At 40.1% G+C, this 20,789-nt stretch carries 19 protein-coding genes and 1 pseudogene; 13 read left to right on the top strand and 7 right to left on the bottom strand.

Annotated elements, in window-relative coordinates; translation table 11 throughout:
- Positions 1-85 precede the first annotated feature (85 nt).
- The gene (locus tag BW139_RS09420; protein ID WP_076919466.1) at positions 86-742 is read left to right on the top strand and encodes a DUF2959 domain-containing protein; all 657 of its coding nucleotides are present in this window, start codon (positions 86-88) and stop codon (positions 740-742) included.
- Between the two features lie 63 nt (positions 743-805).
- Here BW139_RS09420 and BW139_RS09425 read toward each other — a convergent pair whose 3' ends face one another.
- Positions 806-1,735, bottom strand: coding sequence for a hypothetical protein (locus tag BW139_RS09425; RefSeq protein WP_076919467.1), 930 nt, complete (start codon positions 1,733-1,735; stop codon positions 806-808).
- A 151-nt stretch (positions 1,736-1,886) separates the two neighbouring features.
- On the opposite strand from BW139_RS09425, the gene BW139_RS09430 reads away from it, so the two are divergent.
- From BW139_RS09430 to BW139_RS09440, 3 genes are all read left to right on the top strand, one after another.
- Positions 1,887-2,978, top strand: a complete 1,092-nt coding sequence (locus BW139_RS09430) for an MBL fold metallo-hydrolase (RefSeq protein WP_076919468.1) — start codon at positions 1,887-1,889, stop codon at positions 2,976-2,978.
- Between the two features lie 73 nt (positions 2,979-3,051).
- Positions 3,052-3,477 carry a BLUF domain-containing protein gene (locus BW139_RS09435; RefSeq protein ID WP_008108394.1) on the top strand — a complete coding sequence of 142 codons (426 nt, stop codon included), beginning with the start codon at positions 3,052-3,054 and terminating at the stop codon, positions 3,475-3,477.
- A gap of 77 nt (positions 3,478-3,554) precedes the next feature.
- Complete coding sequence (locus tag BW139_RS09440; RefSeq protein ID WP_076919469.1) at positions 3,555-4,292, top strand: CBM9 family sugar-binding protein; 738 nt, start codon at positions 3,555-3,557, stop codon at positions 4,290-4,292.
- A 387-nt stretch (positions 4,293-4,679) separates the two neighbouring features.
- Here the strand turns inward: BW139_RS09440 and typA are convergent, their stop codons facing one another.
- On the bottom strand, positions 4,680-6,503 hold the full coding sequence (gene typA, locus BW139_RS09445; protein WP_008108389.1) for a translational GTPase TypA: 1,824 nt from the start codon (positions 6,501-6,503) through the stop codon (positions 4,680-4,682).
- A 508-nt stretch (positions 6,504-7,011) separates the two neighbouring features.
- Between typA and glnA the strand changes: the two genes are divergently transcribed.
- From glnA to BW139_RS09470, 5 genes are all read left to right on the top strand, one after another.
- Positions 7,012-8,418, top strand: a complete 1,407-nt coding sequence (glnA, locus tag BW139_RS09450) for a glutamate--ammonia ligase (RefSeq protein ID WP_008468760.1) — start codon at positions 7,012-7,014, stop codon at positions 8,416-8,418.
- A gap of 114 nt (positions 8,419-8,532) precedes the next feature.
- Positions 8,533-9,054 (top strand): DUF4124 domain-containing protein, encoded by a 522-nt coding sequence (locus tag BW139_RS09455; RefSeq protein WP_008108384.1) that lies wholly within the window; start codon positions 8,533-8,535, stop codon positions 9,052-9,054.
- 81 nt (positions 9,055-9,135) lie between these two features.
- The gene (gene glnL / locus BW139_RS09460) at positions 9,136-10,206 is read left to right on the top strand and encodes a nitrogen regulation protein NR(II) (RefSeq protein ID WP_076919470.1); all 1,071 of its coding nucleotides are present in this window, start codon (positions 9,136-9,138) and stop codon (positions 10,204-10,206) included.
- A gap of 15 nt (positions 10,207-10,221) precedes the next feature.
- Positions 10,222-11,607 (top strand): nitrogen regulation protein NR(I), encoded by a 1,386-nt coding sequence (gene ntrC, locus BW139_RS09465; RefSeq protein ID WP_076919471.1) that lies wholly within the window; start codon positions 10,222-10,224, stop codon positions 11,605-11,607.
- Between the two features lie 22 nt (positions 11,608-11,629).
- Positions 11,630-12,088 carry a Crp/Fnr family transcriptional regulator gene (locus BW139_RS09470; RefSeq protein WP_076919472.1) on the top strand — a complete coding sequence of 153 codons (459 nt, stop codon included), beginning with the start codon at positions 11,630-11,632 and terminating at the stop codon, positions 12,086-12,088.
- An 8-nt stretch (positions 12,089-12,096) separates the two neighbouring features.
- Here the strand turns inward: BW139_RS09470 and BW139_RS09475 are convergent.
- Together BW139_RS09475 and BW139_RS09480 are read right to left on the bottom strand one after the other, a co-directional pair.
- Positions 12,097-12,766: pseudogene (locus BW139_RS09475) on the bottom strand (hypothetical protein).
- Between the two features lie 71 nt (positions 12,767-12,837).
- Entirely contained in the window at positions 12,838-13,119 is a 282-nt protein-coding gene (locus BW139_RS09480) for a hypothetical protein (RefSeq protein WP_076919473.1), read from the bottom strand.
- Between the two features lie 244 nt (positions 13,120-13,363).
- Here BW139_RS09480 and BW139_RS09485 point away from each other — a divergent pair, with 244 nt between their 5' ends.
- From BW139_RS09485 to BW139_RS09500, 4 genes are all read left to right on the top strand, one after another.
- On the top strand, positions 13,364-13,747 hold the full coding sequence (locus BW139_RS09485) for an RNA-binding S4 domain-containing protein (protein WP_008108378.1): 384 nt from the start codon (positions 13,364-13,366) through the stop codon (positions 13,745-13,747).
- A 96-nt stretch (positions 13,748-13,843) separates the two neighbouring features.
- Positions 13,844-14,272: a hypothetical protein gene (locus BW139_RS09490; protein WP_076919474.1), complete on the top strand. Its 429-nt coding sequence runs from the start codon at positions 13,844-13,846 to the stop codon at positions 14,270-14,272.
- Between the two features lie 200 nt (positions 14,273-14,472).
- The gene (acnA, locus tag BW139_RS09495) at positions 14,473-17,217 is read left to right on the top strand and encodes an aconitate hydratase AcnA (RefSeq protein WP_008108376.1); all 2,745 of its coding nucleotides are present in this window, start codon (positions 14,473-14,475) and stop codon (positions 17,215-17,217) included.
- A 135-nt stretch (positions 17,218-17,352) separates the two neighbouring features.
- The gene (locus BW139_RS09500; RefSeq protein WP_036934627.1) at positions 17,353-17,616 is read left to right on the top strand and encodes a hypothetical protein; all 264 of its coding nucleotides are present in this window, start codon (positions 17,353-17,355) and stop codon (positions 17,614-17,616) included.
- Here the strand turns inward: BW139_RS09500 and BW139_RS09505 are convergent.
- From BW139_RS09505 to cysI, 3 genes are all read right to left on the bottom strand, one after another.
- Complete coding sequence (locus tag BW139_RS09505) at positions 17,603-18,133, bottom strand: DUF4124 domain-containing protein (RefSeq protein ID WP_076919475.1); 531 nt, start codon at positions 18,131-18,133, stop codon at positions 17,603-17,605. The genes BW139_RS09500 and BW139_RS09505 overlap by 14 nt on opposite strands.
- A 134-nt stretch (positions 18,134-18,267) precedes the next feature.
- Entirely contained in the window at positions 18,268-19,008 is a 741-nt protein-coding gene (locus BW139_RS09510) for a phosphoadenylyl-sulfate reductase (protein ID WP_008108367.1), read from the bottom strand.
- A 42-nt stretch (positions 19,009-19,050) separates the two neighbouring features.
- The gene (gene cysI, locus BW139_RS09515) at positions 19,051-20,748 is read right to left on the bottom strand and encodes an assimilatory sulfite reductase (NADPH) hemoprotein subunit (protein ID WP_008108365.1); all 1,698 of its coding nucleotides are present in this window, start codon (positions 20,746-20,748) and stop codon (positions 19,051-19,053) included.
- Positions 20,749-20,789: the final 41 nt, after the last annotated feature.

A 20,789-nucleotide genomic window follows, 5' to 3' on the forward strand; every position in this document is an offset into this window, starting at 1 on the left:
CAATTAACTTTGTTGGTGAGCTTTTGATTATAATAACAATCAAGGCCATAATTTACAGCATTAACACTCGTAAATAGGAATTCAGATGAAAAAACAAACATTATTAGGGACAGCCATACTCTCGTTAATGCTGATGCTGTCTGGTTGTCAGTCTGCTTATTATTCGGCAATGGAAAAAGTAGGTGTTCATAAACGTGACATTTTAATTGACCGCGTTGAAGAAACAAAAGACTCACAACAAGAGTCGCAAGAAGAATTTCAATCAGCACTCGAACGCCTAACTACCTTAATTAATTTTGATGGTGGCGAATTACAAGATGCTTACAATCAACTCAATGATGATTACGAATCCAGCCTGCAAGCTGCAAATGATGTATCAACCAATATCAATAAAGTAGAGGATGTTGCTGATGCGTTGTTTGAGGAATGGCGTGATGAACTAGAGCAATACAAAAGCGCTTCATTAAAACGTGAGAGTAATAAAAAGCTACAGACGACTGAGCGCCAGTTTAGTCAGTTACTTCGCTCAATGCGCAGTGCTGAAAGTAAAATGGAACCCGTGCTGTCATCACTAAAAGATAATGTACTGTATTTAAAACACAACTTAAATGCACAGGCAGTTTCCGCTATTAAAGGGGAATTTACTAACCTTAAACGCGATATTAAAGTGTTAATGGACGACATGAACAAATCTATCGAAGACTCTAATAAGTTCATTGAGCAAATGAACAAAGCAGGTTGAGATAGTTAGCTAAAAATTAATGCGGCAATTAGCCGCATTAATTTTAATAAAGAATATAAATATTTACTTACAACTATATGTAAAGATGTGTTGATCACCTTGCGTGCGGTGTGATGTTACCACGCAATTTGGAGTGTGCCCTCCATGACTGTTAAACAGTAAATTTATATAATTGAGAAATATTGTTTCACCATTACTTTTATTTTTAAAAACAAATTCATTATTTAAATCACTAACTTTTAATGGAATACTATTATTATCTGCATCTTTTGCGCTCATAATGATGAACACATCATTTGTAAAGTCTATTGCAGCTTTGACAGAGCCATTATAAATGCTTTTATCGGCAGATTCGTAAAAATTAATTGTCACGTAGAGCCCCATGTCTTTTCCTGTGGGTATTCTTACGGCATCTAGAGCAGAGTCGATTAATTCTGAAAACAAAGAACCATCTTGGTTTAAATAATAATCAAATGCATTATTTCTAAAACTAGACCGACTTAAAAAGGTATACGGATCTCCTTTAACATCAAATCCACCTACATCTTTTAAAACTGAAGAGGTACTTTCTTGGCTGCTTATCTCAGCTCTAGAAAATGCGGCAATCGATTGACTCGAGTCAGTGCCCATATAATCTGTTTCAGCGTCATTAGAGACAAACATCGCAACAGTTTTGTTGTTCAATAGCACTATTGCTTCTTGCCTAAACTCCAAAATTAAATTTGCGTCAAATTGCTCTTCATAGCTCAACTCAACATTAACAGCGTTACGAATAGGCTCACCAAAGCTACTAAATCGCAAGCTCCTGTAATACTTTTTCACTTGTCTGTTATCAAAATCAAAAATAACCACATAGCTCGACCCCGTCCGTTGTTGTGAAAACGCAGCTAAGTTTTCCATTCCATTACTGGAGCAGCCATTACATGTTAACGAGTCCGTAGCTGCTAAACATGACAGTGAAAATACACCAATTAAAAAAGCAATAATTTTCATTTATCCTCCTTAATTACTGTTCGAAAATCATCCAAATCATAGCAAAAAAAAAATCACATCACAAATTAGTCAATATTTAGTTACTTTTTAATGATTTATCTTAAATTTTATTTTGCTAAACTCACTGCAAAGAATAAAAAGTAAGCATGGTATGCATTTAAAAACACTCTCAACACTTATTGCAGCAGTACTTATAAGTGCATGTAGCAACTCAAATACAGTGAATGTTATTGCTGGCGAAGGCACTATCACTCCATTAAAAACTGAAGGTGACTTCGAAGATCGCTACCGCAACCTTTATCCGGGTGATAAAGAATACCCAACAACCTGTACAGACAATTGCTATGAACCATCAGAGCTACTTATATGTGATGACAGCAATTCACAGTGCCAATATCAAGCAGAACAAATAGTTCCAGCAACAAATATAGGTTTTATAGTCCGTTGGTTAGGTCATGCAGGCTTTTATATTCAATCTCCAAATGGTGAGCAGCTGTTGTTTGACCCTGTTAAAGATCAGTTTGATTCACCCGTAGACTTGGCCTTTAAACTTGCAGGTGGCTGTTATCGTAAGCCCGGATTTTGGCTTACTAAATCAGAGCTAGAAAGCGTAGAGGCGGTAATGTACTCACACATTCACTATGACCATTTTAATAAAGCGGATATCGAAGAAATGGGCCGCCAACCGCGTTACTTAACGCCTCTTGGCATGGCCGACAACTTCCCTACAGGCGGGTTTAATATTAGTGAAATGGCATGGTATGCAAAAACAAATATTGGCGATTTAGCTATCCATGCCTTGCCTGCTCATCACTTTAGCAGCCGTGTGTTAGTGCCCTTTATTTATGAAGACAACGATAAAGACCTTTGGAATGGCTGGTTACTTGAACAAAATGGCAGCACCTTATTTTTTGCAGGCGACACCGGCTACTCAAAACACTTTAGCGATATACAGCAAAAATATGGCGATATTGATGTGTGCTTAATGCCGATAGCGTCTTACTACAGCGAAGATAACCCTAACTGGTATCGTTACGTTCATACTACTCCAGAAGATGCTCTAACAGCAGCACAGGAGCTCAACTGCAAAATAATGATACCTTGGGGATATGGTAACTCAACATGGAAAATGGGCGATCGCACGAGTCACTCCGCTTTACTGCGTTTATTGCATATGCATAAAAAAATGGACTCGAAAATACCCCTGTATATTTTAAATGAAGGTGAAAGTATTAAACTTTAATCAGTCATTTACATAATTAGCAATAACTTCTCTGCTGAACTATCTTTAATTAACTAAATAGTGAGGAGGTTTTATGTTTCTTGTGCGACTCATTTACGCCAGTAAAATAAGTAGTGGTTTTGGGCCTGAAGATATAGAAAGTATCTTACAAAGTGCCCGAACCTACAATGTAAAAACAAACGTCACCGGCATGTTATGTTTTAGCAATGATTACTTTTTACAATGCCTTGAAGGCTCTAGAACGGCTGTAAATAATACCTACCAACAAATATTAAACGATAAGCGTCACCACAATGTAATTATGCTCAACTATACCCAAATTCCTGAAAGAGAGTTTGAAAAATGGTCAATGGGCTATGTACCGCAATCTAAGCTAACCGAATCACTGAATCTCAAGTTTTCAGGCTCCATTGATTTTAATCCTTTTAAAATGTCTGGAGAAAGTGCGCATTTATTAATGCTGGCATTAAAAGACAGCATAGCAGGCACAATCAGTTAGTATAAAAATAGACTACGAGATTGTTTTTGATTGCTATTTAAGCCAAGCTAAATCATCCTTAATTGATGAGATGATTAATGAAAAAAACACTACTCGCTTTTAGTTTACTTTTTACCCAGCCACTCATGGCTATTGACGTTAGTCATACACCAACAGCTATAACTATTGATGGTGTTTCTGAAAGTGCATGGGATAAAGCCACTTGGCATAATATGCCATACTTAATGGACGGCACCCTACCAGACTCAGACAAGGATTTTAAAGGTCGCTACAAATTACTGTGGGATGAAGATTATCTATACTTGCAAGCCGATATTGCTGATGATGTACTAATTGATACGCACCCAGATCCAACGGTAAAATATTGGGATGATGATGCCCTCGAAGTTTTTATTGATAGTGACGCATCGGGTGGTAATCATCAGTTTAATCATACCGCCTTTGCCTATCATATTGGCCTTGATAACCAAGCAGCCGATTATGGCCCTGATAAAAAAGCGCATTTATATACCGACCATTTAGTTAGTAACTGGAAACGCAATACCACCGCGCCCTATAACATCACTTGGGAAGTGGCAATAAAACTCTACCCGAATGATTATCAACAAGGCGCGCAAAATACACCACTTAAATTAACTGAAAAACACGTTATTGGTTTTATGCTCGCATATTGCGATAACGACGGCAGCAAAGTGCGTGAACACTTCATGGGCTCACACGAAGTAGAGCCAGTGAACGGTGACCGCAACCGAGGATTTATAGACGCCAGCGTATTTGGCAAAATTACTCTACTGCCAAAAAGTAATTTCCAATAAGGTAATTGAAAACGTAGGTTGGGTTGAGCGAAGCGAAACCCAACAAAAAAATACCCTACCAATAAACTCAGCAGCCTTACATTTCAATTGTTTCGCCCCTTCCTCATTGACTTCTCATTTTCTCCTCTTTGTGAAAAGATTTTTTAAGTAAATTATTTACAAAGCGGATAGAGGCGCTGCGCTTTTAGAGGAAAAGATTGTATTGCATGGTTTATAAAGTCTAGCGGCTTTCACCCAATAGCCATATTAACAACCAAGCTACCCAATAACACTGTTCTAATCTGACAGCTGACGACTTATAGCTAACAGCGCTTGTTTTCAAACACAAAAAAGCCGCTGTATTTTGCAATACAGCGGCTTTTAAAATCATTATTCTAAATTAATAGATTATGATTTAGGAGCACGACCCGCACGTTTACGCTCATTTTCAGTTAAATGACGCTTACGAATACGAATGTTCTCAGGTGTAACTTCTACTAACTCATCATCAGCAATAAACTCAAGCGCTTGCTCAAGTGAATAGTTAAGTGCTGGTGTAAGTGTTTGTGCTTCATCTGTACCAGATGCACGAACGTTAGTAAGTTGCTTACCTTTAAGCGCGTTAACTGTAAGGTCGTTATCACGGCTATGAATACCGATAACCATACCTTCATAAACTTCAACACCGTGACCGATAAATAAACGGCCGCGCTCTTGTAAGTTAAATAATGCGTTAGTAAGTGCTTTACCTGTTGCGTTTGCAATCATTACGCCGTTCTTACGAACACCTAGCTCGCCACCTTTGTGCGGACCGTAGTGATCGAACGTATGGTAAAGTAAACCAGAACCCGACGTTAATGTCATGAACTCAGTTTGGAAACCGATTAAGCCACGGCTTGGGATCATAAAGTCCAAACGCATACGGCCTTTACCATCTGGGGCCATGTCAGTAAGTTCACCTTTACGAAGACCAATTTGCTCCATGATAGAACCCTGGTGCGCTTCTTCACAGTCAATAGTTAGTGTTTCATACGGTTCTTCTAACACACCATCAACAGTACGTAAGATAACTTCTGGACGAGATACAGCTAACTCATAACCTTCACGACGCATGTTCTCGATTAAGATACCTAGGTGTAATTCACCACGACCCGATACACGGAAGCTATCTGGGTTATCTGTATCTGCAACGCGAAGTGCAACGTTGTGTACTAATTCTTTGTCTAAACGCTCACGAATGTTACGTGATGTTACAAACTTACCTTCTTTACCACAGAAAGGTGAGTTATTTACAGAGAACGTCATCGTTACTGTTGGCTCATCAACACTTAATGGAGGTAATGCTTCAACGTTGTTAGGACAACAAAGCGTATCTGAAATCTTAAGCTCGCCTAAACCTGTTACCGTTACGATGTTACCAGCGTAAGCTTTATCAGTTTCAATACGTTCAAGACCTAAGTAGCTTTGTACTGAACCAATTTTACCGTTACGTTTAGACCCGTCAGCGCTAATAATCGTAACTTGTTGGTTAGGTACAACTGAACCGCGTTTGATACGACCAATGCCAATTACACCTTTATAAGAGTTGTAATCAAGCTGTGAAATCTGCATTTGGAAGTCACCTTCAGGATCTGCATCCGGTGGTGATACTTCGTCAACGATCATCTTGAACATAGGTTCCATGTTATCTGATGCTTCGTCTAAATCTAATGTAGCCCAACCATTGATTGCTGATGCGTAGATTACTTTAAAGTCTAACTGTTCATCAGTTGCGCCTAGGTTGTCGAATAAATCAAAGATTTGATCCATAACCCAATCAGGGCGAGCACCTGGCTTATCAATTTTATTGATAACAACGATTGGCTTTAAGCCTTGCGCGAATGCCTTTTGCGTTACGAAACGCGTTTGTGGCATTGGGCCTTCTTGAGCGTCAACAAGTAGTAGTACTGAGTCAGCCATCGAAAGTACGCGTTCAACTTCACCACCGAAGTCGGCGTGTCCAGGAGTATCTACGATATTGATATGGTAATCATTCCAAGAGATAGCGGTGTTTTTCGCTAAAATGGTAATACCACGCTCTTTTTCAATGTCGTTTGAATCCATCACGCGCTCTTCATTACCGCCGCGTGTTTCTAATGTACCTGATTGCTCAAGTAGTTTATCAACCAGTGTTGTCTTACCATGGTCAACGTGGGCGATAATTGCTATATTTCTTAACTTTTCGATACTCATATGTTCACTCAGAGAAATTGAATCTCATTGATCCTGCAGGGGCTATACGTTCTCACCTGCGCTTTCACGAGATGTCCCAGCATAGGATTTAAAAGGGCGCATATTATCCCCTATAAATGGAATGGATGAAAGTTTATCCAAAATAAAATTTCAAACTTTCGCAATAAAATAATTAACTCTTTGTTTTAAAATAATTAATTTTGATGATTAATTTTTATAAATTAATCTCAAAAGGTGGTTTTGGATTAATTTAAAGCGACTTTACTGCGTATTTTGCATTTTCTTTGTGTTAGTCTAAGGTGATTAATTTGCAAGCAATTATAACCCTGTAAATGTTGCACCGTTTTGGAATTATTACGCACCAAAACAGTGCTTAATCTATGCCACCTTTATACTGTTTATATATTTTCACATAAAAAACAACAAATTATAATAGTGGCACAAAATCAGCTTATAGGTATTTAAAGTATCTAAGCAGCAATAATAAAACCCAATAGTTGGAGGACACATGTCACAATCGGTTTTAGATTTTATTAAAGAAAATGACGTTAAGTTCATTGATTTACGCTTTACTGACACAAAAGGTAAAGAGCAACATGTTTCTATTCCTCATCATCAAGTTGATGAAGATTTTTTTGAAGATGGAAAAATGTTCGACGGTTCTTCAATTGCTGGCTGGAAAGGCATTAATGAATCAGACATGGTATTACTACCTGATGCAGATTCAATCAAGCTTGACCCTTTCACAGAAGAAACAACACTTATCGTTCGTTGTGACGTGGTTGAGCCTTCTACATTACAAGGTTATGAGCGCGACCCTCGTTCAGTAGCTAAACGCGCTGAAGAGTACATGCGTTCTACCGGTATTGCTGACACCGTTTTATTCGGTCCAGAACCAGAATTTTTCGTATTTGACGACGTTAAATACAAATCTGACATGTCAGGTTCAATGTATAAAATTGATTCTAAGCAAGCAGCTTGGAACTCAGATAAAGAATATGCAGATGGCAACACAGGCCACCGTCCAGGTGTTAAAGGCGGTTACTTCCCAGTTGCACCAGTAGATGACTTCCAAGATTGGCGCTCTGCAACATGTTTAGTGTTAGAAGAAATGGGCCAAGTTGTTGAAGCGCATCACCACGAAGTGGCGACTGCCGGTCAGAATGAAATCGCAACTCGCTTTAACACTATGGTTTTAAAAGCAGATGAAATCCAAGAAATGAAATATGTTATCCATAACATGGCTCATTTATACGGAAAGACAGCAACGTTTATGCCTAAGCCTGTTGTTGGTGATAACGGTTCTGGTATGCACTGTCACCAATCTTTAGCTAAAGACGGCGTAAACTTATTCGCAGGTGATAAGTACGGCGGCCTTTCTGAAGACGCGCTTTACTACATTGGCGGTATCATCAAACATGCTAAAGCAATCAACGCTTTTGCTAACGCGTCAACTAACTCGTATAAACGTTTAGTGCCTGGCTTTGAAGCACCGGTAATGCTTGCATACTCTGCACGTAACCGTTCAGCGTCAATCCGTATTCCAGTGGTTCCATCTGCAAAAGGTCGCCGTATTGAAGTACGCTTCCCAGATCCAACTGCTAACCCATACCTTGCTTTCTCTGCAATGCTTATGGCTGGCCTTGACGGAATTAAAAACAAAATCCACCCTGGCGATGCCATGGATAAGGATTTATATGACTTACCAGCTGAAGAAGCAGCAGAAATTCCAACTGTGGCATCATCACTAGATGAAGCACTAGCGGCATTAGATGCAGACCGTGAGTTCTTAAACCAAGGTGGCGTATTCACTAATGACCTAATTGATGCTTACATTGCACTTAAGTCAAAAGAAGTTGAAAAACTTAACATGACGACTCACCCAGTTGAGTTTGAAATGTACTACAGCTGTTAATTTATTAACCGATAAATAATGTGTGTTTTAAGCCCGCTTTGCGGGCTTTTTTTATGGCAAATTTAACGGTTCTACACTAAAGTGAAGTAAGTTTAAATAATGCAGGGTGGCAGGATGGTAGGTAAGGTTTTGTTGCTATTAATAGCTTTAGTGTTAAGTGTTAATAGCCATGCAAGCAATAAAAAAATTTATGCATGGAAAGACAAAAATGGTGTGCTGGTTTTTTCAGATACCCCTCAACCTGGCGCCAAGGAGGTTAAGCTCACCAGCCAACACTTAAACATGCCTGCAACAAATACTGACATTCTTGATACTTCACCGACTAAAACAGCGGTCAAGTTTAAAATTAGTATTACATCACCAGAGCCCAACCAAACTATAAGAGAAAACACCGGTTCAGTGTACGTTTCAACTCAGATCGCTCCTCGCTTTGAAGCTGGATTTACTATTGGCTTGTTTTTAAATGGCATTGCTATTGGTGAACCCAGTGATACCACCACATTGGCGTTAAGAGATGTAGAACGCGGCCAACATACACTGCAAGTTAAACTTTATAATAAACAAAACCAAGTAATTGCAACTAGCCCTGAAAGTGTATTTTTTATGCATCGTAAAGGCCTTAATATAGGTCGGTAATTGCAGTTAAATACGTATAATTAGCGTATATTTTACTAAAAACCTTGCCTACCTCCCCAGGCGCACTAAAATGGTGCAATAATGATTAATAAGACACATTTTAGCCCAGAGCTACTAAATATAATTTGGCAAAACCAAACCACCGCCCTGATGTTACTTGATGAAAGCTTTACGCTTATTTACGCCAACACCAGTGCTAGTGAATTACTTGGTTTAGGCGAAAAGCGCCTACTCGGGCAAGCGTTCGACGACTTATTCAATTACCACTCTATCGACTTAAAACGTATTGCACAGTATTCGTTAGTTGATGGTGTAGACTGCCACCAGCATAGAGCTGACGTGGTGTTTATCGATTCTCGCCATGCAAAGTTAGCGGTCAGCACACGACGAATAAAGCATAACGATACCTTTTATATTTTATTTGAATGTCGACAAACTGATGACGAAATAAAGCACGATCAAGTTTCAAACCAAATGCATCAATACCAAGCTGCACGCAACTTAATTCGCGGTTTAGCCCATGAAATTAAAAACCCGCTGGGTGGAATTCGCGGGGCGGCGCAATTATTGCAGTATGAAGGTGATCAGCAAGAAAGAGATCAATGTGCAGAACTGATAATTGAACAAGCCGATCGATTGCGTGAATTAGTTGATAGGCTCCTTGGGCCTAATCAGCTGCCGCAAAAATCGCATGGCAATATACATCAAACATTAGAGTCGGTTGTAAAACTCAGTACCTTAGATAACAACCGCGATATTCGGTTAGTTAAAGACTACGATCCGAGTATTCCTGATGTTTATATTGATCAGAGCAAAGTTCAACAGGTAGTGCTAAACATTGTGCGTAATGCACAACAAGCATTGGTAGATGGTGGTGAAATAAAAATAAAAACGCGGATTAATTACCAGCATCGTCGTCCTGGCAAAGCCCCTAAAAAGGCACTGCTTATTCAAGTAATGGATAACGGCCCGGGTATTGATGCCAATTTACGCGACACCTTATTTTACCCTATGACCACCAATAAAGAAGGTGGCTCGGGACTTGGATTATCTATAGCGCAAACCTTGATTGATCAACATGATGGCTATATCGAATGTGATAGTTGGCCGGGACATACTGAATTTAATATTTATCTGCCGTTTACAGATTAATACTTTGGAGTTTGCATGAAAACAGCTTGGCTTGTAGATGATGATGCCTCAATTCGCTTTGTACTAGAAAAAGCACTGACTCGAGCAGGGTTTGAAGTAGAAAGTTTTGCAGATGCACAAAACGTACTTAACGCGCTAAAATTTAGTCAACCTAGCGTGTTGATTTCCGATGTGCGAATGCCTGGTATGGACGGTATGGCGTTACTTGAGCTCATAGCAGAGCAAACGCCAGGGCTACCTGTGATCATTATGACCGCCCACTCAGACCTTGATTCAGCCGTTAATGCATTCCAAAAAGGCGCATTTGAGTATTTGGCCAAGCCGTTTGATTTAAATGAAGCGGTTGCACTGGTGGAAAGTGCGTATCGAGTTAATTCAACTAAAAAAACCAAACGTAAAAGCGCGCCACCCAAAAGTGCCCATATTATTGGTGAAGCCCCGGCTATGCAGGAAGTGTTTCGTGCTATAGGTAAGCTGTCAGCATCAAGTATGAGCGTACTCATCAACGGTGAGTCAGGAACAGGTAAAGAGTTGGTTGCCAGCGCTTTGCATAACCATAGCCCGCGTAAAGAAAACCAATTTATAGCCCTTAATATGGCCGCCATCCCTAAAGAATTAGTTGAATCTGAACTGTTTGGCCACGAAAAAGGCGCTTTTACAGGGGCAGATAGCGTGCGTAAAGGTCGCTTTGAACAAGCTAATGGCGGTACCTTATTTTTGGATGAAATCGGTGATATGCCACTGGATGTACAAACCCGCTTATTGCGTGTATTGGCCGATGGCGAATTTTATCGCGTGGGGGGTCATCAAAGTATAAAAGTAGATGTACGCATTATTGCTGCTACCCATCAAAATTTAGAAGAGCTGGTAAAGCAAGGTAAGTTTAGGGATGATTTATTTCATCGTTTAAACGTGGTTCGCCTGCGTTTACCTGCTTTACGCGAGCGTCCCGAAGATATAGAGCGCTTAGCGCTACACTTTTTACATAAAAGTGCAAAAGACCTGCAAGTAGATAGCAAAGTATTAAGCCCTAAAGCGATTAAGCAATTGTGTTTATTTAATTGGCCTGGGAATGTTCGCCAACTTGAAAACACCTGCCGCTGGTTAACCGTTATGGCGCCAGGAGAGCTGATTGGCGAGCAAGATTTACCTCCTGAAATTATTGATAATGCCGCCGCAACCCAAGAAGGGGATTGGCTAGATTCATTTCAGCAGTGGCTTAATCAAGAATTTAAACAAGGTAAAGAAAATATTTGGCCGGATATTCAAGCCCAGCTAGAAACCCGCTTAATCAAAACAGCCCTCGCTAATTGTTCTGGCCATAAGCAAGAAGCTGCCGTAAAAATTGGTTGGGGTCGCAATACGTTGACCCGAAAATTAAAAGAGCGCAATATTAGCTGATTGTTAGAAGCATAGAGAAAGCATGAAGTTAATTGAAAACACCCCTTTGTTTAAGCAAATGGAAATTATAAATCGCTTAGATTTTTTTAAAGAATTCACACTCAATGAGCGCCAGATTTTGCTTGAGTCGTTTGGTTTACTTTATTTAATAAATAAAAATCAGTTTTTATTTAAAGAATTTGATAATGACAAGCGACTGTTTATTGTGCTTAGTGGATCTTTAATGGTGTTTAAACACAATCACCTACTGGAACTGGGCAGTATAGAACCTGGCGAATTTATTGGTGAAGGTGCATTTATTAATAACCGAGAGCGCAGTATTAATGCACGCGCCAAAGAAAGCGCCATAGTACTGGCTATAACTGCAGATGCTCTCACCCGCCTACCTAATGTCATACGCGAAAAAATTAAAGACCGTATTATTGAAGGTATGAGCCTGCGCATTGCAAAACTCTCGGAGCATATAGAAGAGCACGGTTAACAGTTAACTTAATCCATATAAACAACCTGCATTGAGCAATTAAGCCAGCCTGGCTTATTTACATGAGCTGTTATGGTATATGTGTCTGATGGTTTGTCGCCAAAAGGAGTCTCAACCAATGGCTGTGAGTGAGTGAGTGTAGGTTTGTGAATAATTGCTGTAGTAAATAACCAAATAGCCGTATAAATATTCCCATTTCAATGTGACTTTTGCGCCGCTGATTAATGTGAACTCAGCATGTTGATCAGTAAAGGTTACGACTTGGTCATTAAACTCATCTTTTTCGCACTGGGTTGTTCGCAACCGAGAAGGCATGGCAAAAGCGTCGTCCGCATCAGTATTTTTTAGATAAAAACCGATATTACCATCACCATAAAAGTGATTTGCGCGTGTGGTGTAGCTAATTTCGGGTTGATAGCCTAACCCTTGCATAATAGTAGCTAACTGCTCTGTTTCTTGGCGTAAAATTCTATCATTTGATAATAGTAAAGTAGCTACGCCAAATTCCCGAGGAATGTCATGCTCAACATATTCGTAAGGTAGGGATTGTGTTTTAAGCGCAACCTCTAACTGCTGGCGCTGTAAGTCCGATAAACCTTTACTAAATATATACACTGTAGGTTGTTGGCATGCACTCAGCAGTAGCATGAGTGCACACGCTAAAATTCCATTTTTCATTATCACCTCTTAGATTACAAGCGTAGTCTATAGAGAGCAATGCTAAATGGCAACTTAATAGATCTGGTCGTTTAACCTGAGCTTTGGTTATTTAACCATGCATCAACACTTTGTCGCTTATAAAGCACTTCGTTAAATAATCGATGGCGCTCAAATTCAAGCTCACTTTGCTTGGTATTTAGCCCGCTGACTAACTGACTATGGGTGTCATTAAACTTGGAGATAACTGAAAACCCTCGTTCAGTGTCTTCTTTTACCTGTTGTGCTAGATGCGCTCTTACATCATCAGCGGTTAACAGATCTGAATGCTCTAAGCCCATTAGCTCTTTTTTCATCGCTAATCTTATGCCCATGTTTTACTCCATTATTTATATTCAATCTCTTATACGGCCGATATTGGCAATTAGCGCGCCAATGTGTAATTTTTTTCGCGTGAAGCTTAACCCTGAATTACTTCAGTTTTTTTAAAGACTATAAAAAGAGATAAAAAGTTTCATAAAAAATCACATAATCAACTCACCTAACAAGCTCACTTTGGTGCAAAATAGCCACTGAGCCTTTATACTACAGCTAATACCACCCCCACTGAGAAACATGATGAACGAAGAATATATAGAAGTTGAGTTAGAAGAAGAGCCTATAGAGCTGTGCAAATTATTAAAGGTATTAGATCTTGTTGAAGGTGGTGGTCAAGCAAAAAACCTAATTAGCGAAGGCTATGTCGGTGTTAACCATGAAATTTGTACAATCAAACGGAAAAAATTATACAGCGGTGATGTACTTGCATTTGATGGCGAGTTGTTTCAATTAACGTTAAGTGAAGACGCCACTCCAGCAGAACGTCCAGTTATTGATGAAACAGTTACAGCAGAAAAAGCCGCGCCAGTAGCAACAACAGAGCCGGCTAAAAATAAACGCAAACGCACTAAAAAGCCTAAAGTTGATGAAAAAACGGGTCGTCGCCCTATTTCATTTGGCTAACATTTGCTTAAGTTATATGTGTTATTAAAAGCCAGTTTGCATCACTGGCTTTTTTATTCTTTAATAGAATATCAATAATAAAAAATAGATGCTTTCATGTCAGAAAACACCTCAAACCGCTGGATAAAACCCGTACTTATTACCGCCTTATTATGGAACATATTAGGTATTCTTGCATTTGTCATGCAGCTGTTTCTCTCTCCAGAGATGATAAGTAAACTACCTGAAGAACAACAACTTGCTTATAACAGCCAACCTCTATGGGCTACTTTAGCGTTTGCTATTGCGGTATTTGGCGGCGCATTAGGATGCGTACTTTTGTTATTCAAAAAGTCACTAGCCACAATAACATTAATAATCTCTTTGGCAGCGGTTTTAGCTCAGCAATACTATAATTTTATGATTATTAATAGCATCAACTTGTTTGGTATTAGCGCTATTTTTATGCCTATTGCAGTCACCATAATTGCGATTGCATTGGTGTATTTAAGTTTTCATTTAAAACAACAAGACTACTTTAAATAACACTTTTTTGAGTTTAGTTTTGTGGCCAATTATTACTCAGAGCATCCCTTGAATTTTAACTTTTGGCCTTCATCTCTAATTTAATAAAGGCCAAAATAAATTACACCACATGGTATTTTTTATCATGGTACACACTTTGCAAATCACTACAGAGGTCACTTTTACAAGAATATTAATCTAATTTATTGAAGGGACAAATAATGAAAAATAGTTTCGACACCCAACAACAGCTCACTATCAATGGCGAGCAATATCATATCAACTCGCTTATGGGGCTTGGCGACAAAGCCAAACGCCTGCCTTTTTCGTTAAAAGTATTACTAGAAAACTTACTGCGTAACGAAGATGGTGTGAATATTAAAGAGCAAGATATTCAGGCACTTTTAGATTGGGATCCAAAAGCGAAGCCCTCTGCCGAGGTGGCGTTTACTCCAGCCCGCGTAGTAATGCAAGATTTCACTGGTGTCCCTGCAATTGTTGATTTAGCCGCCATGCGCGATGCAATGGAAAAGCTCGGTGGTGATCCTGCAAAAATAAACCCGCTTTCTCCTGCAGAGTTGGTAATCGATCACTCGGTGCAAGTAGATGGTTACGGTAAAGATGGCTCATTCGACTTAAATTCAAAATTAGAATATGAGCGTAACAAAGAGCGTTACGAATTTTTACGTTGGGGACAAACCGCATTTGATAACTTAAAAGTTGTACCACCTGCAACCGGTATAGTTCACCAAGTTAATTTAGAATATTTAGCTCGTGTAGTATTTAATGATACAAAAAACGGCAAATCATTAGCCTACCCAGATACACTAGTCGGTACGGATTCTCATACAACGATGATTAATGGTTTAGGCGTACTTGGCTGGGGTGTAGGCGGTATTGAAGCCGAAGCCGCCATGCTTGGTCAACCTATTAGCTTGCTCATTCCACAGGTTGTGGGTGTTAAATTAAATGGTCGCTTACCTGAAGGCACTACAGCAACCGATTTAGTACTTACCGTTACTGAAATGCTGCGTAACCACGGTGTGGTAGGTAAGTTTGTTGAATTTTATGGTGACGGCCTTGCCGACTTACCACTTGCCGATAGAGCAACTATCGCTAATATGGCGCCAGAGTATGGCGCAACCTGTGGTATTTTCCCTATTGATGATGAAACGATTAATTACTTACGCTTAACTAATCGTGATGAGAAGCAGCTTAAACTTATTGAAGATTACGCTAAACACCAAGGCTTATGGCGTAACGATGGCGACGAAGCACATTATACCGATAAGCTAGAGCTAACTTTAGATGATGTTGTGCCTAGCCTTGCAGGCCCAAAACGTCCGCAAGACAGAATTACTCTGGACAAAGCGGGCGATGTTATTGGTCAGCATTTAAAAGATTTCCAAGACGAGCGTATGGCTAAACGTGATAAAAGTGACGAAGAGCAAGCTCGCATTGAAAGTGAAGGCCCTACTACCAACCCTGATGAGCCTACCGATGAAGCGCAGTTTATGGGCGCAGCAAAAGTAAACTTTAATGGGGAAGAATTTGAGTTAAATGACGGTGCCTGTGTTATTGCTGCAATCACTAGCTGTACAAACACATCTAATCCAAGTGTTATTTTAGCTGCTGGTTTAGTAGCGCAAAAAGCACGTCAATTAGGTATCAACGTAAAACCTTGGGTTAAAACCTCACTTGCGCCAGGTTCGCAAGTGGTCACCGATTACCTTGAAAAGGCAGGGTTGATGGATGACCTAGATGCACTCGGCTTTAATTTAGTTGGTTATGGCTGTACCACATGTATTGGTAATTCAGGTCCACTAGCCGATGAAATTAGTGAGGCGATTCAAAAGCATAAATTAGTTGTAAGCTCAATTTTATCGGGTAACCGTAACTTTGAGGGGCGCATACATCAAGATGTTAAAATGAACTTTTTAGCGTCGCCTCCTTTAGTGGTTGCCTATGCCATAGCGGGTAGAACCGATATTGATGTGTACAACGAGCCACTCGCGCAAGATAAGCATGGTAACGATATTTACCTTAAAAATATTTGGCCGAGCGTTAAAGAAGTAAGTGAACTAGTAAAAAGTACGGTAACTAAAGAGATGTTCGAAAAAAGCTACGCCAATGTTTACGATGGCGACAGTCGCTGGCAAAAAATTCAAATACCTGATGGTAAACTTTACGATTGGGACAGTGCTTCGACTTATATTAAAAAAGCCCCTTTCTTTGATGGTATGAGTGTTGAACCACCGGGCATTCCAACTATTGAGGGTGCGCGTTGTCTAGCTAAACTAGGTGACTCGGTGACTACCGATCATATTTCACCAGCAGGTGCAATTAAGGCAGAGGCACCCGCAGGGCTTTACCTCCAAGAAAATGGGGTTGAAAAAGCACAATTTAACTCTTATGGTTCTCGCCGTGGTAATCACGAAGTAATGATGCGCGGGACGTTCGCAAATGTGCGCCTTAAAAACTTACTAGCTCCCGGAACCGAGGGTGGTGTAACGCGTACTCAACCTGACGATAAGCTAGAAAGTATTTATGATGCGGCAATGGCATATCAAGAAAGTGGAACACCCTTAGTGGTTCTAGCAGGTAAAGAATATGGTACCGGCTCCTCACGAGATTGGGCTGCAAAAGGCTCATTATTACTCGGTATTAAAGCTGTGATAGCACAAAGCTATGAGCGTATTCACCGCTCTAATTTAATTGGTATGGGCGTACTTCCTTTACAATTTAAAGAAGGTGAAAGCCATGAGTCACTAGGCTTAACTGGGCAAGAACAATTTGATATTCAAGGGTTATACGATAAAACCGACGAAGTCAGTGTTATTGCCACTAACAGTGAAGGTAAACAAGTTAGCTTTAGTGCCGATGTGCGTATTGATACTCCGAAAGAGTGGGACTACTACAAACATGGTGGTATTTTGCAGTACGTACTACGCAATATGCTCGACTAACAACTTAAAACGAAAATGCAGCCCAGCTCAGTAATGAGCTGGGCTTTTTTATATTATTAATGGATGCTTGCGCTAAATCAATATCGCTTTATAAAGACTCCATACACTAAGAAGACACGCTGCGCAGAGGCCGTTATGTCTTCAATTGTAATAATAAGACTACTTAAAACATCGATTTTGCTTGGGTTATGCTTAATAGTGACAGGCCATGGTTTAATTGTATCGAGCTACTTTACCAACCAGTACGGCATTAAAGGTATTATTACTGCAGCTGCCTGTATTGCAATTGGCGTGCTTTTATCATTGCCTACTAAAATCTACTTAACCATATTATTAATGGAAGCAGAAAAGCGTTATTTGAAGACACAGCAAAAACACCCCAAAACTAAAAGCCGCTAAAACTTTCGACCTCTTTACTGCGTTGCTCTATTCTCTTTTTGGCTTTTTCAGCATCTTCAAACAGTTTATTAATTGATTCACTGTTATATACCTCAGGCGCTCGCTGAGGAAAAGGCTGTGCTGCTGATTTAGCACTGCCACTCAAAATGGCGGTATCTTCTGCAACCACGACATTAATATCGGCGGGGTTAAGCTTTACCACTTCGCTTTTACCATTCTTGTTTGGTACATCTGAGAAATGCCATTGTCCTTGCTCGTCTTGCCATTTATAAATTGGCTTAGGAGTTTCTGTCTCAAAGGTAGCCCCAGTGATTTTTTCACCCGCTGTGGTAATTGCTAAGGTAATACTATCTAACGCGCTAGATGAAAGCGCTATCATTTCATTCTTGATCTCTGTTGATTCATTATAAATATGAGAGGTGCTTAGCCAAGGCTGGCCATTGGGCTTTTTAATATAAAACAATAAGATAACAGCAATTATCATCACTGACACTGCTAAATAGGTGAAGTATTTCATAGCGTTCCTGCTGTGTGTTTAATCCATCATCACAACCAATATAATAAAAAAGAATCAATTCAGCAAATATTAAACAATAAAAAACGCAGCAAAGGCTGCGTTTTTTTATTTTATAGCTTTGAATAATAAAGCAATTAAATTCCATCACCATCAATATGTAAGCCACACTCACGGTTCAAACCAAAAAAGCGGGTTTCCTCTTCACTCATACCCGGCTCTAACTTGCGCGTAGTATGTACATCCCCCATCGACACATAGCCTTGCTCCCATAATGGGTGGTATGGCAAATTATGCTTTGTTAGGTATTGATATACATCGCGATTATTCCATTCAATAATGGGGTACACTTTTACCGTACCTCGACTTATTTCTAGTACTTGCTTTTCAGCACGGCTTGAGGATTGATCTCGACGTAGACCACTAAACCAAGTGCTCGCATTCAGCTCCTTTAAAGCGCGTGTCATGGGCTCTACTTTATTAAGCTGATTGTATTGCTTAATGCCTGCCTCACCTAGCTCCCATAATTTTCCAAATTTAGCTTCTTGCCATGCAGGGCTCAGCTGCGCTTTATACACTTTTAAGTTAAGTGATAACTGCGAAGTCATTTGCTCTATAAACTGATAGGTTTCTGGAAATAAGTAGCCAGTATCTGTTAATACCACAGGTATATCGGGGCGCTGTGATGTCATTAAATGCAACATTACTGCGGCTTGAATACCAAAACTCGATGATAAAAACGCGGTGTCAGGCAAGTGCTCTAGCGCCCATGCAACGCGCTGCTCTGCGCTCATGTCAGCCAGCAAACCGTTCGCATCAGCTAACATCGCCTGTTGGCTTTGCTTATCTAGCTGTAATATGTTTTTAAATTCACTCATGGTCAACTTTAAACCTCACCAGCGCTTTGCGCTGCTTTTAAATTATGCGTAAAAATCGGTAACAGATACTTTTACTTCTGCAACAATACCTTTGCGAATAACAAAATCACCAAAACACTCGCCACCATTACGTTCACTAACCCATTGCCCAATGAGTTTATCGAATGCTTCTAAGTAAACCTCTTCGCCAACGTTTTCAAGGTAAAGCTTAGGAATACGCGTGCCCTCAGTGTTACCCCCTAGATAAACGTTATACTTACCAGGGCCTTTGCCGACCAATCCAGCTTCTGCTAGCATGGCACGACCACAGCCATTCGGGCAACCAACCACACGCATAATAATGCTGTCATTTGGCACCCCATGCTTGGTTAATAAGCCTTCTATTTTTTCAATTAAACTCGGTAAATAACGCTCAGCTTCGGCCATGGCTAATGGGCAGGTTGGTAATGCCACACACGCCATTGAATTTTTGCGTTGTTCAGTGTCTTTATCGTCAATCAAACCATGGTTACGGGCTATTTCTTCAATGACTGCTTTTTGATCGGCCGGTACACCGGCAATAATTAAGTTTTGATTTGCCGTCATGCGAAAATCACCTTGATGAATTTCTGCAATTTTGCGACACCCTGTTTTAAGCGGCTTATCAGGGTAGTCTAAAATACGACCACTTTGAATAAACAGGGTTAAGTGGTGCTTACCATCAATGCCCTCGACCCAACCAATACGATCCCCTCGGTGAGTAAACTCATAAGGGCGGCTTGGTGCAAAGCTCACGCCTGCGCGTTTTTCAACTTCGGCCTTAAATACTTCAGTGCCAACACGATCGAGAGTGTATTTAGTTTTTGCATTTTTACGATTTGAGCGGTTACCCCAATCACGCTGAACAGATACAACGTGCTCAGCAATTTTTAACGTGTCTTCTAGGCTAATAAAGCCAAAGTCGTCCGCTTTACGTGGATAGGTTGCTGTATCGCCATGGGTCATAGCCAAACCACCACCCACAAGTACGTTAAAACCAACGAGTTTGCCACCCTCAGCAATCGCCACAAAGTTTAAATCGTTAGCATGTACGTCCACCTCATTATTAGGTGGGATCGTCACTGTGGTTTTAAACTTACGCGGTAAATACGTTGAACCTAAAATAGGCTCTTCTGTGGTTTCAGACTTTTCGCCATTAAGCCAAATTTCAGCGTATGCCTTCGTTTTAGGTAATAAGTGCTCAGAGATTTTTGCCGCCCACTCATAGGCCTCTTGATGTAACTCAGACTCAACCGGATTGGTAGTACATAACACATTACGGTTCACGTCACCGGCGGTGGCAATTGAATCAATACCCACGCTATTAAGTAATTGGTGCATACCTTTAATTTCGGGTTTTAATACACCATGAAACTGAAATGTCTGGCGAGTAGTTAAACGAATACTGCCATAACTGGTTTTATCACCAGCAAACTTATCAATTGCTAGCCATTGCTCTGGCTTAATGATACCGCCAGGCATACGTGCGCGTAGCATCACATTATGCAGTGGTTCTAGCTTTTGTTTAGCACGTTCAGGACGTATATCGCGGTCATCTTGTTGATACATGCCGTGAAAACGAATTAACTGAAAATTATCAGCGGTAAAACCACCGGTGATCTCGTCTTTTAAATCTTGCTCTATGGTGCCACGTAAAAAGTTGCTTTCTCTTTTCAAACGCTCGTTATCAGAAAGCTTTACGTTTTTATCTTGTTCGCTCATGTTTAATCCTAAATTTGTTACAGTGACGGCTGTTAGCGTTG

Source organism: Pseudoalteromonas sp. SK18 (assembly GCF_001974855.1).
Taxonomy (GTDB): domain Bacteria; phylum Pseudomonadota; class Gammaproteobacteria; order Enterobacterales; family Alteromonadaceae; genus Pseudoalteromonas.